The 12,834-nt window shown below is 68.7% G+C and carries 12 protein-coding genes; 4 read left to right on the plus strand and 8 right to left on the minus strand.

Features of this window, described 5'->3' with window-relative positions; translation table 11 throughout:
• Together ABFB10_RS23525 and ABFB10_RS23530 are read right to left on the minus strand one after the other, a co-directional pair.
• Positions 1-701 (minus strand): ATP-binding cassette domain-containing protein (locus tag ABFB10_RS23525; protein WP_347168633.1); only part of this gene is annotated, 701 nt, incomplete at its 3' end.
• A 75-nt stretch (positions 702-776) separates the two neighbouring features.
• Positions 777-1,727, minus strand: coding sequence for an ABC transporter substrate-binding protein (locus ABFB10_RS23530; protein WP_347168634.1), 951 nt, complete (start codon positions 1,725-1,727; stop codon positions 777-779).
• Between the two features lie 184 nt (positions 1,728-1,911).
• Here ABFB10_RS23530 and ABFB10_RS23535 point away from each other — a divergent pair, with 184 nt between their 5' ends.
• A complete protein-coding gene (locus ABFB10_RS23535; RefSeq protein WP_347168635.1) occupies positions 1,912-2,604 on the plus strand; it encodes a response regulator in 693 nt (230 codons plus the stop codon).
• Here ABFB10_RS23535 and ABFB10_RS23540 read toward each other — a convergent pair.
• From ABFB10_RS23540 to ABFB10_RS23550, 3 genes are all read right to left on the minus strand, one after another.
• Positions 2,585-4,303 (minus strand): ATP-binding protein, encoded by a 1,719-nt coding sequence (locus tag ABFB10_RS23540; protein ID WP_347168636.1) that lies wholly within the window; start codon positions 4,301-4,303, stop codon positions 2,585-2,587. The two genes, ABFB10_RS23535 and ABFB10_RS23540, sit on opposite strands and share 20 nt — an antisense overlap.
• Before the next feature lie 303 nt (positions 4,304-4,606).
• A complete protein-coding gene (locus tag ABFB10_RS23545; RefSeq protein ID WP_347168637.1) occupies positions 4,607-5,083 on the minus strand; it encodes a hypothetical protein in 477 nt (158 codons plus the stop codon).
• Positions 5,084-5,121: 38 nt separating this feature from the next.
• On the minus strand, positions 5,122-5,499 hold the full coding sequence (locus ABFB10_RS23550) for a hypothetical protein (RefSeq protein WP_347168638.1): 378 nt from the start codon (positions 5,497-5,499) through the stop codon (positions 5,122-5,124).
• 87 nt (positions 5,500-5,586) lie between these two features.
• Between ABFB10_RS23550 and torT the strand changes: the two genes are divergently transcribed.
• Positions 5,587-6,633, plus strand: coding sequence for a TMAO reductase system periplasmic protein TorT (gene torT / locus ABFB10_RS23555; protein WP_347168639.1), 1,047 nt, complete (start codon positions 5,587-5,589; stop codon positions 6,631-6,633).
• A gap of 297 nt (positions 6,634-6,930) precedes the next feature.
• Here the strand turns inward: torT and ABFB10_RS23560 are convergent, their stop codons facing one another.
• Both ABFB10_RS23560 and deoC read right to left on the minus strand, forming a co-directional pair.
• Positions 6,931-9,291, minus strand: a complete 2,361-nt coding sequence (locus tag ABFB10_RS23560; RefSeq protein ID WP_347168640.1) for an aldehyde dehydrogenase family protein — start codon at positions 9,289-9,291, stop codon at positions 6,931-6,933.
• A gap of 4 nt (positions 9,292-9,295) precedes the next feature.
• Positions 9,296-10,294: a deoxyribose-phosphate aldolase gene (gene deoC / locus ABFB10_RS23565; protein ID WP_347168682.1), complete on the minus strand. Its 999-nt coding sequence runs from the start codon at positions 10,292-10,294 to the stop codon at positions 9,296-9,298.
• A gap of 141 nt (positions 10,295-10,435) precedes the next feature.
• On the opposite strand from deoC, the gene ABFB10_RS23570 reads away from it, so the two are divergent.
• A complete protein-coding gene (locus ABFB10_RS23570; RefSeq protein WP_347168641.1) occupies positions 10,436-11,212 on the plus strand; it encodes a DeoR family transcriptional regulator in 777 nt (258 codons plus the stop codon).
• Positions 11,213-11,230: 18 nt separating this feature from the next.
• On the opposite strand, the gene ABFB10_RS23575 is transcribed toward ABFB10_RS23570, so the two are convergent.
• Positions 11,231-11,887 (minus strand): TetR/AcrR family transcriptional regulator, encoded by a 657-nt coding sequence (locus ABFB10_RS23575; protein WP_347168642.1) that lies wholly within the window; start codon positions 11,885-11,887, stop codon positions 11,231-11,233.
• Between the two features lie 125 nt (positions 11,888-12,012).
• Here ABFB10_RS23575 and ABFB10_RS23580 point away from each other — a divergent pair, with 125 nt between their 5' ends.
• Positions 12,013-12,771 (plus strand): SDR family NAD(P)-dependent oxidoreductase, encoded by a 759-nt coding sequence (locus ABFB10_RS23580; protein ID WP_347168643.1) that lies wholly within the window; start codon positions 12,013-12,015, stop codon positions 12,769-12,771.
• The last annotated feature ends 63 nt before the right edge of the window (positions 12,772-12,834 follow it).

A 12,834-nucleotide genomic window follows, 5' to 3' on the forward strand; every position in this document is an offset into this window, starting at 1 on the left:
GCAAGGCGCAGCGCCTCGTCGAAGTCATGGGTGATGAAGACGATGGTCTTGCCCAGCATGTCTTGAAGACGCAGGAACTCGTCCTGCATCTCGCGCCGGATCAGCGGGTCAAGCGCCGAGAAGGGCTCGTCGAGGAACCAGATGTCGGGCTCGATGGCAAGGCTGCGGGCGATGCCGACGCGCTGCTGCTGGCCGCCGGACAATTCGCGCGGGAAGTAATCCTCGCGCCCGCCCAGACCCACCAGCTCGATCACTTCCAGCGCGCGGGCGCGGCGGGTGTGAATGTCCTGCCCGCGCATCTCCAGCGGGAAGGCGACATTGTCCAGAACGGTGCGGTGCGGCAGCAGGCCGAAGCTTTGGAAGACCATGCCCATCTTGTTGCGGCGCAGGTCGATCAACCCGCGTTCCGACAGGTCGCCGATGACCTGCCCCTCGACCTCGACGGCGCCGCCGGTGATCTCGATCAGCCGCGACATGCAGCGCACCAGCGTCGACTTGCCGGACCCCGACAGGCCCATGATCACCAGCATCTCGCCCTGCGCGATATCCAGTGAGACGTTACGCACGGCGGGCACGTAGCCGTCCGCGCGGATCGTGTCGAACCCGGTTCCGGGGTCGAGCCCGGCGAGATAGGTCTCTGGCCGGGGGCCGAAGAGTTTCCAGACATTGCGGCAGGAGATCACTGGCGTGGAGGCGGGCATCGCGAACCTTTCGAGGGCAGGGGGTCGCCCCGGACGCAGGCCCGGGGCGCGAAGACAGGGTGGAAAGCGCGGCGCTCAGGCGTCGCCGTCCACCCAGGGCTTCCAGACGGATTCGTTCTGCTCCAGCCATTCGGCGGCAGCGTCTTCCGGCTCCAGTTCGTCGATGTCGACCAGCTTCGCCATCTCGGCGATCTGCGGGTTGGTAAAGCTGATGCGGGTCAGCGTGGCATAGGCGGCGGGCCATTTCTCTTCCATGCCATCCCATGCGGCCTTCTTCAGGTAGCCGTTGGCGGGATTGCCGCAGTCATAGGTCATGTCGGGGTTCGGGCCGACGGCGGGATCCTCCTTGCAGCCCTCGGTGTATTCCGGGAACTCGACGAATTCGCCGGGATAGAGCGCCTCGACGAAGTTCGGCGTCCAGTTGAAGATCACCACCGGGCGCTTGTCGCGCTCTGCCGCGCCGACCTCGGCCCAAAGCGCCGAGGCAGAGCCCGCGTTGACCACGACAAAATCCATGTCCAGCGCGTCGACCCGTTCCTGATCGTGCTTCAGCCAGTCCACCGGACCACCCAGAAAGCGGCCCTTCTCGCCGGTCTCGGGCGTGGCGAAGGCGGCGGCGCAGGCGTTCAGCGCCTCCCAGTCGGGCAGGCCGGGGCAGGCTTCCTTGGTCCAGAGCGGATACCACCAGTCCTCGCGGGTGATGGCGTCATGGTCGCCGGCGTCGTGCAGGCCGCCCTTTTCCATCGCCGTCTCGAAGGCCGGGCCGAAGGCGCCTTCCCAGACCTCCATTTCCAGTGTCACATCGCCAAGGCGCACGGATTCGTAGACCGCCTGACTGTCGGTCGAGACGTATTCGACGCTGTTGCCCATGGATTCGAAGATCTGGCCGACGACGTGGCTCATGACGATCTGGCTGGACCAGTTGTGGATCGGGATAACGATGGGATCGGAACTGTCCTCGGCATAGGCGGCAGAGACGGAGGCCAGCGTCAGCGCGGTGGCCGACAGCAAGAGTTTGGTGCTCATGAAGTTTCCCTGTTCTGAAGATCGACTATTGGCGTCGCACCGGGTCCGGCTGCCCGGATCTTCGGCACGCGCATCCCGATTCTTAGGCAGCGGATGTGAACAGGTCAGGCCCGGTGCATGAACGGGCTGGGCTGGAATGTTAAAATTTGTTAACAGGAAAAGTAACTCTTCCCTTGGTGAGACCATGGCGCATATCCTCGTGATCGAAGACGAACCGGTGTCCCGGGCCGCGCTGGCAAGCTATCTGGCGGCGCAGGGCTACGGGGTTTCGGAAGCCGACAGCGCACAGGAGGCCGAGCGCATCCTGTCGGAACAGGTCGTCGACCTGATGCTGGTGGACATCAACCTGCCGGGCAAGGACGGGCTGCGGATCACCCGGGAACAGCGCGCGCTGTCGGATATCGGCATCATCCTCGTCACCGGGCGCGACGACGAGGTCGACCGCATCGTCGGGCTGGAGATCGGCGCCGACGACTACGTCTGCAAGCCCTTCAACCGGCGCGAGCTGCTGGCGCGGATCAAGAACCTGCTCTACCGCACCGGGCAGGCGGGCCATGCGGCGCGGCAGGTCCACCGCTTCGAGGGCTTCTGTTTCGACACGCGCTCGCGGCGGCTGGAAGATGCCAATGGCGAGACGGTGCCGCTGACCCGGGCCGAGTTCGAGGTGCTGCACCATCTGGTGTCCTGCGCCGGGCAGGTGGTGACGCGGGACGTGCTGATGGGGCGGATGACGCATCGGCAGTACGGCGCCAACCCGCGCACGGTGGACGTGCTGATCCGCCGCCTGCGCGCCAAGCTGGAAAGCGACCCCGCCAACCCTGCGATCATCTGCACCGTGCACGGCGAGGGCTACGCCTTCACACCGCACGTCTCGTGACAGGCGGCGCCCCCAGCGCCTCTTGCATCGCGGCCTGCATCGCCTCGGTGATCCCGGCCATCTGCGCCACCAGCGCGGCGGTATCCTCTGCACCGGTCTCGATCCGCTCCAGCAGGGCGCGGGCATCGGCCTGATCGTAATTGCCCACCGTGCCCTTCATCCGGTGGGCGACATCGCGCAGCGCCTCCGCCTGCCCCGCCTCCAGCGCCGCCTCAAGGGCCCATTGTTCCTGCTCGATGCGGTCGACGAACAGCCGGGCAATCCGCTCGCTGCCCTCGGCGCCGAAATCCGCCCGGTCCCGCGCCAGCGCGAGGCGCATCACCGCGACCCGCGCATGGGCGGCGGAAACCGGCATCCGGGGCGAGGGAAAGACCTGCCCGCGCGCACCCCGGCTGACCGCCTCCAGCGCCCGGGCCAGCCGTTCCGGCGCCACCGGCTTGGCAACGAAACCGGACATCCCCGCATCCAGATGCCCGGCGATCTGGTCTTCCATGACATGCGCCGACAGGCCGATGACCGGCAGCGCCGCGATCCCCGGGTCGGAACTGGCGCGGATGCGCCGGGTCGCCTCCAGCCCGTCGATGCCGGGCAGTTTCACATCCATCAGGACCACGTCGAAATCCTGCCGCGCCAGCAGCTCCAGCGCGGTCTCGGCGTCGGATACGCAAAGACAGCCGTGGCCCATCCGCTCCAGATAGCCCTGGGCGACCATCTGGTTGATGTCGTTGTCCTCGACCACCAGCACCGACAGCGGCACCGCGGCGGGCGCCATGGGTTCCGCGTCCTCGACCCCGGCAAGGGCTGCGGCCTCGCCCTCGGCCAGATCGAGGGTCAGCGCGAAGACCGACCCCACGCCCTTGGTGCTCTCCAGCGTCAGCGAGGCGCCAAGCGCATCGGCGAAGCGCTTGCTGATCGCAAGCCCCAGCCCGGTGCCGCCGTAGCGGGCGCTGGTGGTGGTGTCCTCCTGTTCGAAGGCCTCGAAGATCCGCGCCTTGGCCGCCTCGGAGACGCCGCGCCCGGTGTCGCTGATCTCGAAGGTGACGCGGTGCAACGCCGGGCCAAGCGCCGTCGCGCGCAGGCGCAGCACCACCTCGCCCCGGTCGGTGAACTTCAGCGCGTTGGACAGCAGGTTGAACAGGATCTGCCGCAGCTTGGCCACGTCGCCCTGCAGCACGTCGACCAGATCGTCGGGGCAGTCCAGCAACAGGCGCAGCCCCTTGGCCTCGGCCCCCGGACGGATCAGCGCCAGCACGTCCCGGGCCAGCGTATGCAGCGAGAAGGGCAGCGCCACCAGCTCCAGCCCGCCATGCTGCATCTTCGAATAATCGAGGATGTCGTTCAGGATCTGCAACAGGTTCTGCCCCGAGGCGCGGGCCGCCTTGGCCCGCTCGGCCTGCCGGGACGACAGCGGGTCCTCGGACAGCGCATGCATCAGCCCCAGCATCCCGTTCAGCGGTGTGCGGATCTCGTGGCTCATCATGGCAAGGAACTCGGACTTGGCGCGGTCCGCATCCTCGGCCTTGTCGCGGGCCTCGCGCAGGGCGGCGGCCTCCAGCTGCAACTGCTCGGTCTGCTCGGCGACGCGGCGCTCCGTGTTGGTGCGATGGTCCAGAAGCTCGCGTTCCGTGGCATCGCGCTGCGCCTCCAGCGCGCGCTTGGCGATGGCCTGCAGGCGGAAGCTTTCGGTGGCCGCCTCCATGCGGGCGATCTCATCCGTGCCGCGCGCCTGGATCGGCTCGGTCCAGGCGGCCCTCGGCCAGCGCCATCATGTCCTGATGCAGCCGGTCGAGCGGGCAAGGGTGATGCGCCCGCGCACGATGAACCACAGCACCGCGAGCGCCAGGAAGAAGCCCGCGATCGCCGCCGCGCTAGCTGCGCATCTGCGCGCGCCCCATGTCGCGGGCGACCGTCTCGGCAGAGCCCACCGCAAGGCGCTGCAACTGGTCGGCCACGCTGGCCGATTCCTCGGTCAGATGGGTGGCGGCCTCCTGCAGGGTCAGCTTCAGCGCCCCGATCCCGGCCCGGGTGTCGAGTATGGCGCCCTGAAGCGCGAAAAGGCTGGCGGCAGGGGATGTCCGCCGATTGGAGTTCCGTCAGCGTGTCCTGCGCCAGCTGCAGGCGCGCCGGGTCGCGGATCGCGGCCACCCGGCGCGAGACGATGTGAAGCTCGGACAGGAAGGCGGCTTCGATGCCCGCCAGTTCGGCGGGCGTCCTCGGCATCCTCGATGCGGTTGATCAACAGCCCGACCTCGGCGGTGCGGGACCGCAATTCGTACATCAGCCCCATCTGGAACAGGTCCACCTCCAGCAGCTTGTCCAGCGCCTCCAGCCCGCTGTCGCTGCCAAGCGGCGCGCCGGTGTCGCCGTAGAGGCTGGAGATCACCGCCGTCGCGCCCATCTCGGCATTGGCGACCAGCGTGTCGGACATGTCCAGCAGCGTGTTGGCCGCCGTCAGCGCGCGGCTGGACCGTTCCTGCAACAGCCGGTCGGCAGCGATGCGGCGGGCGACCAGCCGGTTCAGCTCGGCCAGCGACTCGATCGACCCGGGACATCGGCGGCCCCCAGCGCCGCGATATCGGCGCCGCGCTGCGCGTCCAGCCGTTGCAGGCGGCGCGTCAGCGCGTCGACCTGATCCTTCAGGTCGTGGAACAGGGCTTCGCGGTCGCGCTGGTCGGTCATCTCTGCCAGCTGCGGCGCGATGGCGACGATCAGCGTGCTTTCCTCGGCGATGCCGCGCACGTCGTCCATGGCCGGGATGGTCTGGCGGATCACGTCCGACTGGCGGATGGCAAGACTGCGCAGCTCGACAAGCCCCAGCAGCCCGGCCAGCGTCGGCAGCCCGGCGATCAGAATGAACGCAAGCAGCAGTTTGCCCCGCAGGCCCGGCTGTCTCATGGCATCGCGGTCCGTTCCCTGTGGTCCCTCAGGGACTATGCGGCCAAACCCGTTGCCGCCAAAGGGAAATGCTGCGAGAATCCCGCGATGCGTCCGTTTCGTCACGTCTTCCTGCTGGCAGCCCTGGCTGCCGCGCCTGCCGGGGCCTGGGAGATCGAGGTGCCGCGCGCCGGAGAGGCCGAAGGCGCGCCCGGTGAGGTCATGACCTACACGCCGCTGGAAACCGCCTCGCGCGACTGGACGCTCTGCGTCGCCTATCCGCACCTTAAGGATTCCTACTGGCTCAGCGTCAACCACGGCATGGTCGAAGAGGCCCGCCGCCTTGGCGTGTCCTTCCGGCTGGTCGAGGCCGGGGGCTATCCCAACCTCGACCGGCAGCGCCAGCAGGTACTGGACTGCGTGGCCGAGGGCGCCGATGCGCTGATCCTTGGCGCGGTGTCCTTCGACGGCATGACGCCCACGGTCGAGCAGGTCGCGCAGCGCATCCCGGTGATCGCCGCCGTCAACGACATCGCGGGCGCGGGGGTCACCGCCAAGGTCGGGGTGTCATGGACCCGCATGGGCGCCGTCGCCGGAGAGGTGGTCGCCAGCCGCCATCCCGCCGGCACCCCGCCGGTCAAGCTCGCGTGGTTCCCCGGCCCCGAGGCGGCGGGCTGGGTGCGCTTTGTCGAGGCCGGCTTTCGGCAGGCGATCGAGGGCAGCGCGGTCGAGATCGCGGTGACCAAATATGGCGACACCGGGCGCGAGATCCAGGTGACCCTCGTCGAAGAGGCGCTGGATGCCGAACCCGGGCTTGCCTATCTCGTCGGCGCCGCCCCCGCCGCCGAGGTCGCGGTGTCGCTGCTGCGGACGCGCGGCGCCGAGGGCCGGGTGCAGATCGTTTCGGACTACATGACCCACGCGATCTACCGGGGCATCTACCGGGGCAAGATCCTTGCCGCGCCGACGGATTTCCCGGTCCTGCAGGGCCGCATGGCCATCGAATTCGCGGTGCGCGCGCTGGAAGGCTCTCTGGTCCACACCGACGCCGGACCGCAGATCCGGGCCATCCGCGCCGAAGACCTGTCGCGCGCGCAGCTGGAAGAGACGCTTGCCCCGGCCAGCTTCGTGCCGGTTTTCAAGTTTCCGCAGTAGCGCAAGGGCGCCCTGCCCCGCCGGGCCCTGGGGACCGCAGGCTTGGCCGACCGCCCTGCCCGTAGCCGGGCCGCCGCAACGCAGATCCCGGGGGCGCGATGCCCCTGCTCTGCCCCCGTAGCACGTCGGGAAGAAGCGCTGCCGACAGGTTGTGGCCACGCGCGCGGCCTCCACATCGCGCAGCGGGTGGCGGGTGGCCATAACCGGGTCTCAGGTCTCAACAGTGGTCTTGCTGAACCACACCGCTGAGGAGACGCCACCCGGTGTCGCGCCGCCCCTTGCCGGGCGGCGCTGGCCTTATTCCCCGTAGGGCACCCATATGTTCTTGATCTGCGTGGCCTGCCGGATGAAGACCTCGCCCTCCGCCTCGGCGCTGGTCCAGTCCCATGCGCGCCCGTGATCGGTGAAGACCCGCTTGAGGTTGCCCGTCGACAACCGTTCCACCTCTGCCGAAAGCGCGGGCGTGGTGAAGGCCCAGAGCAGGTCCACGTCGTTGTGCTTCGCCAGTTCGCGGGCCAGCGGTTCCGTGTCGCCGGTGACGATATTCAGCACGCCGCCGGGCAGGTCCGAGGTCTCCAGCACCTGGTAGAAGTCGGTCGCGGACAGCGGATGCGCCTCGGACGCCACGGCCACCACGCGGTTTCCGGTGGCGATCAGCGGCGCCACCGCCGAAACGAAGCCCAGAAGCGGACTTTCCTCGGGGCAGATCACGCCCGCGACGCCGATGGGTTCCGGCACCGCCAGCGCGAGCCCCTTCATCGGCGGCATGTGCACCGTGCCCTCGACCTTGTCCGCCCAAGCGCCATAGCTGAACAGGCGCGAAACGGCGGCCATGACCTCGGCCCGCGCCCTGTCGGGTTTGACCCCGGTCTGCGCGGTGAGGCGCTCGGCGAATTCGTCCACGCGGGCCGAGAGGTTCTCGCCCATGTAATACAGCACCTGCGCGCGGTTGTGCTGGGTCTTCGACCCCCAGCTTTTCGCGCCGCGCGCCGCCTCGACCGCGTTGCGGATGTCCTTGCGGTTGCCCTCGCCGACCTCGCCCAGCACGTTGCCCTTGGCGCCCACCACCGGGCGCGCGTTGCCGCCGTCGGGCCGCGCCTGCTTGCCGCCGATGTAGAACTTCGCCGTCCGGTCCACCGGGTCGAGGCTGAAGCCCTTCGCCGCCACGGGGGCAGCCGCCTTGCGCTCGGACGCCTTGGCGAAGGCACGCGGCTTGAGGTAGTCATAGCACCCCTCGCGCCCGCCCTCGCGGTCGAAACCGCTTTCCTTGACGCCGCCGAAACCGACGCCCGCGTCCATCACGTTGGTGCAGTTGACCCAGACGATGCCCGCCTGAACCTTTGCCGCGAGGTCGAGCGCGAGGTTGATGTTCTCGCTCCAGATGCTGGCGGCCAGACCGTAACGGGTGTGGTTGGCCAGCGTCACCGCCTCGTCCGGGGTGCGGAACGTCATCGACACGGCGACGGGGCCAAAGATTTCCTCTGTCGCGGCCTCGCAGGTGGCGGGCACATCGCGGAGCAGGGTCGGCGGGTAGAAGCTGCCCGTGGCGGGCACCGCTCCCGACTGCACCAGCGTGGCCCCGGCGGCGACGGCGCGGTCCACCATCCCGGCGATGCGGTCGCGCTGCGCGCCGTCGATCACCGCGGAGAGGTCGATGGTCTTGTCGAGCGAGCCGCCGATGCGCAGGGTCTTCATCCGCTCCGCCAGCCGCGCGTGGAAGGTGTCCGAGATACCCTCCTGCACCAGCAGCCGCGACCCGGCACAGCAGACCTGCCCCTGATTGAACCAGATGGCATCGACGACACCCTCGACCGCCGCGTCGATGTCGGCATCCTCGCAGACGATGAAGGGCGACTTGCCGCCCAGTTCCAGCGTCAGGCTCTTGCCCTGCCCCGCCGTCGCCTCGCGGATGCGGCGCCCGACCTCTGTCGAGCCGGTGAAGGCCACCTTGTCGGCACCTTCATGCGCGGCGATCAGGGCGCCGGTCTCGCCATCGCCGGTAACGATGTTCAGCACGCCGGCGGGCAGCCCCGCCGCCTGCGCCAGCTCGGCAAACAGCAGCGCCGTCAGCGGCGTCGCCTCGGCGGGCTTCAGCACCACCGCGTTCCCCAGCGCCAGCGCGGGCGCCAGTTTCCACGCCAGCATCAGGAAGGGGAAGTTCCACGGGATCACCTGCCCCACGACGCCCACGGGGTCGTAGCCCGCGAACTGGCTGTCCTGCAGCTGCGCCCAGCCCGCGTGATGGTAGAAGTGGCGGGCGGCGAGCGGAATGTCGATGTCGCGCGTCTCGCGGATCGACTTGCCGTTGTCCAGCGCCTCGACCACCGCGATCAGGCGGGAATTGCGCTGGATGATCCGCGCCAGCGCATACAGCTTCAGGGCGCGCTCATAGCCCGGCAGCGCGGCCCAGCCCTTTTGTGCCCGGCGTGCCGCCTTGAAGGCCGCATCCACATCCGCCGCAACCCCCTGCGAGACCTGCGCCAGCGCCTTGCCGGTGGCGGGCTCGGAGGTGTCGAAGCCCTCGGCGGGTTTGGTGAAGGCGCCGTCGATGAAATGGCCGAAGCGCGCGTCGTGCGAGGCAAGCCAGGCGCGCGCGGCGCTGTCGTCCTCTGTGCTGGGGGCGTAATCCATGCTGTCGAAGTAGCTCGCGACTGTCATTGGGTCATCCGATCGGGTGGCGCTGCGCGGCGCTGTAGGCGCCGGTCACGCGGTGTTCGAGTTGCCGCTCGATATCGCCCAGAAGCGACGAGGCACCGAAGCGGAAGAGGTCCGGCTGCACCCAGTCGAGGCCCAGCTCCTCTTTCATCAGGGCAAGGTAAACCAGCGCATCCTTGGCCTTGGACACGCCGCCCGCGGGCTTGTAGCCCACCTTGGCGCCGGTCATCTCGCGGTACTGGCGGATCGCCCGGACCATGGTCAGCGACACCGGCAGCGTGGCGTTCACACCCTCCTTGCCGGTCGAGGTCTTGATGAAATCGGCACCCGCCATCATGCAGACAAGGCTGGCGCGGGCGACATTGCGCAGGGTCTTGAGATCGCCGGTGGCAAGGATCGCCTTCACATGCGCATCGCCGCAGGCGGCGCGGTAGTCGCGCATCTCGTCGTACAGCGCCTGCCAGTTGCCGGTCAGCACATGTTCGCGCGTGATGACGATGTCGATCTCCTGCGCGCCGTCCGCGACCGAGGCCGCGATCTCGGCCAGCTTGGTGTGATGCGGCGCCAGACCCGCCGGAAAGCCGGTCGAGACGGCGGCGACCGGCACGCCGCTGCCCTTCAGCGCCTCGACGGCGGTGGCGACGAAACGGTGGTAGACGCAGACCGCGCCGGTGGTGATCCGGCGATCCGCCATGCCAAGCGCCTCTAGGATATCGGTGCGGATCGGCTGCACGGCCTTGGCACAAAGCCGCCGCACCCGGCCCTCGGTGTCGTCTCCGTTCAGCGTGGTCAGGTCGATGCAGGTCACCGCCTTCAACAGCCAGGCGCTTTGCGCATCGCCCTTGACGGCGCGGCGGCCCGGCAGGCTGGCGGCGCGTCGGTTGCTGGCCTCTGTATTGACCTGCACCGCCCGCACGGCGCCCAGATCCAGCGCCATGCCCGCGTTGCGCGGATGCGCCACCGGCGTCGAGGCCGGCAGGGTGGTCACCTCTGTCTTCACGATCATCCCTCCGTCGGTCGCCACCGCCCCGCCTGCCGCGAATCCGATGGCCTCCATATCGCAAGGATGCGCCATTCCTGTTGTTTCCGCAACCGCATCTTGTTACGATTGTAACATCGCCAAGGCCAGAGCGGGTGAGCGGGCAAGATGAACCAGAACGAGACGCGCGGGCTGCCCGCAAGCCGGAAAGAGGCCCGGGTTCTGTGGCTGCGGGACGCGGTGATGCGCGACGGGCCGCTGCATGTCCGCGACGCCGCCGAAAGCCTCGACGTCTCGGAAATGACGGTGCGCCGCGACGTGCGGGAAAACCCCGAAACGCTGCAATTCCTCGGCGGGCATATTGTTCTGACACAGGACGCCGCGCGCCGCGCGCCCTATGACCTGTCGGATGCGGCAGAGATCAACCAGGACGCCAAGCGCGCCGCCTGCCTTGCCTGCCTGCCGCTGCTGGAAGACGAGGCGACCGTCTTCGTCGATTGCGGCACCACCCTGCCCCACCTCGTCCACGCCATCCCCGCCGAGATGAAGCTGACCGTGATATGTTACGCTTTGAACATTGCCGACATGGCGGTGCGCAAACCCAACATAAAGCTCGTCCTGCTGGGCGGCGTCTACCACCCCGCCACCGCCTCTTTCTACCCGGCGGAAGAGGACGGCACGCTGGACGCCTACGCGGTCAATCTTGCGCTGATGTCGGCGGCGGGGGTCGACGCCCGGCTGGGCGTGACCTGCATCACCTTCCGCGAGGCGGGGCTGAAGCGGCAGGCCATGGGCCGGGCGGCGCGCAGCGTGCTGGTCACCGACCGCTCCAAACTCGGCACCGTGCGCCCGGCCCGCTTTGCCGCGCTGGACGATTTCTCTGCCGTGGCCACCGAAGAGGGGCTGATCGCGCCCGCCGACCTTGCCTTCGGACCGCCGGGATAGACCCCGCACCCGCCGCCGCTAGCGGCAGATGCGCCGCACGCTGTCCTGCACCGTGGCGATATAGGCCTCGATGCCGATGCCCCGGCGCCGGTACTTGGTGCGCTTGACGTACCAGTCCTGCAAAAGCGGCTTCACCAGCGCCGGCACGATCGGTGACAGGTCGGCCCGGAATTGCCCCGTCGCCACCGCGCGCTCGATGATCGCGGCGATATAGCCTTCGGTCATGGCCTCGCTGTCGGTGGCCATGCGGCGCAGGTCGCGGGGAAAGCTCTTTGCCTCCATGAAGGCAAAGGTGAACCACGGCAGCATCTCTTCGGTCAGCCGGATATGCGCGTCGATCAGCCAGTCGAGATGCGCAACCGGATCCTCGGCGATGCCCTCCGGCGGCTGCGCCAGCGTCTCTTCGACCGCCCGTGTCACCGCACGGAGGATCATCCGCAACAGCGTGCTCTTGCTGTCGAAATAGGCATAGAGCCCGCCCATCGACACCCCCGCCTCCTGCGAGAGCGCGCGCAGGGACATGGCGTGGAACCCGCGTTCCGCCGACAGCCTCAGCGCCGCGCCAAGGATGGTCTGCAACCGCCGCACCGCCAGCGCCTCTTTCCGGACGGAAATCGTGGCGGCATTGGCCTCCAGTATGGACCGGCAGAGCGTTTCGGAGGGCATCTGGGGCATGGACGGCGGGTCTTCCGGCAGGGTTGCGGCGCAGAATATCGAGCGGGCGCTCGATTGACAACCGCGCCGCGCCGCCGCTAGTTTTCGAGCGAGCGTTCGGTTTTTCGGCCATGGGAGGGGACGGGATGACAGAGCAGCAATGGCCCGGCATCGCGGGGGCAGAGGCGCTTGTCACCGGCGCCTCGTCCGGCCTCGGGGAACACTTCGCGCGGCTTCTGGGCGGGCTGGGCGCGCGGGTCACGCTGGCGGCGCGCCGCACCAACCGCTTGCAGGCGACCTGCGCGGCGATCCGCGACGCGGGCGGTCAGGCCGAAGCGCTGGCGCTGGACGTGGGCGAGGCCGCGCAGGTGGCACAGGCGCTGAAGGGCCGCCGCTTCGACATCGTCATCAACAACGCGGGCGTCGCGCATTCCGCCTCTGCCCTCGACCACGGTCCCGAGGACATCGACCACGTCATCGACGTCAACCTCAAGGGCGCCTTCCACGTCGCCCGCGCCACCGCGCAGGCGATGATCGACGCAGGAACGCCCGGCAGCATCGTCAACGTCGCCTCGATCCTCGCGCACCGGGTTGCGGGCCACACCTCGGCCTATGCGGCCTCGAAGGGCGGTCTTCTGCAACTGACCCGCGCGCTGGCGCTGGAATGGGCGCGGCACGGCATCCGCGTCAACGCGCTCTGCCCCGGTTATATCGAAACCGACATCAACCGCGACTTCTTTGCCTCGGACGCCGGGCAGGCGCTGATCCGCCGCGTGCCGCAACGCCGGATCGGGCAGGCGCGCGATCTGGACGGCGCGCTTCTGCTGCTGGCCTCGGACCTCGGGCGTTTCATGACCGGCGCCGACATTGCCGTCGACGGCGGCCACCTCGTGTCCTCGCTATAGGAGAGCCCCATGGATTTCACCATTTCCCCCCGGATCGAGGACTACCGCGCCCGCATCGCCCGC

The organism is Ponticoccus litoralis (assembly GCF_039769985.1).
Lineage (GTDB): Bacteria > Pseudomonadota > Alphaproteobacteria > Rhodobacterales > Rhodobacteraceae > Ponticoccus > Ponticoccus litoralis.

Coding starts and splice junctions, on each gene's coding strand:
- ABFB10_RS23540 (WP_347168636.1), bottom strand. CDS start 4,303: ATGGAGGCGGCCACCGAAAGCTTCCGCCTGCAGGCCATCGCCAAGCGC.
- ABFB10_RS23535 (WP_347168635.1), top strand. CDS start 1,912: ATGGCGCATATCCTCGTGATCGAAGACGAACCGGTGTCCCGGGCCGCG.
- ABFB10_RS23570 (WP_347168641.1), top strand. CDS start 10,436: ATGAACCAGAACGAGACGCGCGGGCTGCCCGCAAGCCGGAAAGAGGCC.
- ABFB10_RS23575 (WP_347168642.1), bottom strand. CDS start 11,887: ATGCCCCAGATGCCCTCCGAAACGCTCTGCCGGTCCATACTGGAGGCC.
- ABFB10_RS23560 (WP_347168640.1), bottom strand. CDS start 9,291: ATGACAGTCGCGAGCTACTTCGACAGCATGGATTACGCCCCCAGCACA.
- torT (WP_347168639.1), top strand. CDS start 5,587: ATGCGTCCGTTTCGTCACGTCTTCCTGCTGGCAGCCCTGGCTGCCGCG.
- ABFB10_RS23530 (WP_347168634.1), bottom strand. CDS start 1,727: ATGAGCACCAAACTCTTGCTGTCGGCCACCGCGCTGACGCTGGCCTCC.
- deoC (WP_347168682.1), bottom strand. CDS start 10,294: ATGATCGTGAAGACAGAGGTGACCACCCTGCCGGCCTCGACGCCGGTG.
- ABFB10_RS23580 (WP_347168643.1), top strand. CDS start 12,013: ATGACAGAGCAGCAATGGCCCGGCATCGCGGGGGCAGAGGCGCTTGTC.
- ABFB10_RS23550 (WP_347168638.1), bottom strand. CDS start 5,499: ATGAGACAGCCGGGCCTGCGGGGCAAACTGCTGCTTGCGTTCATTCTG.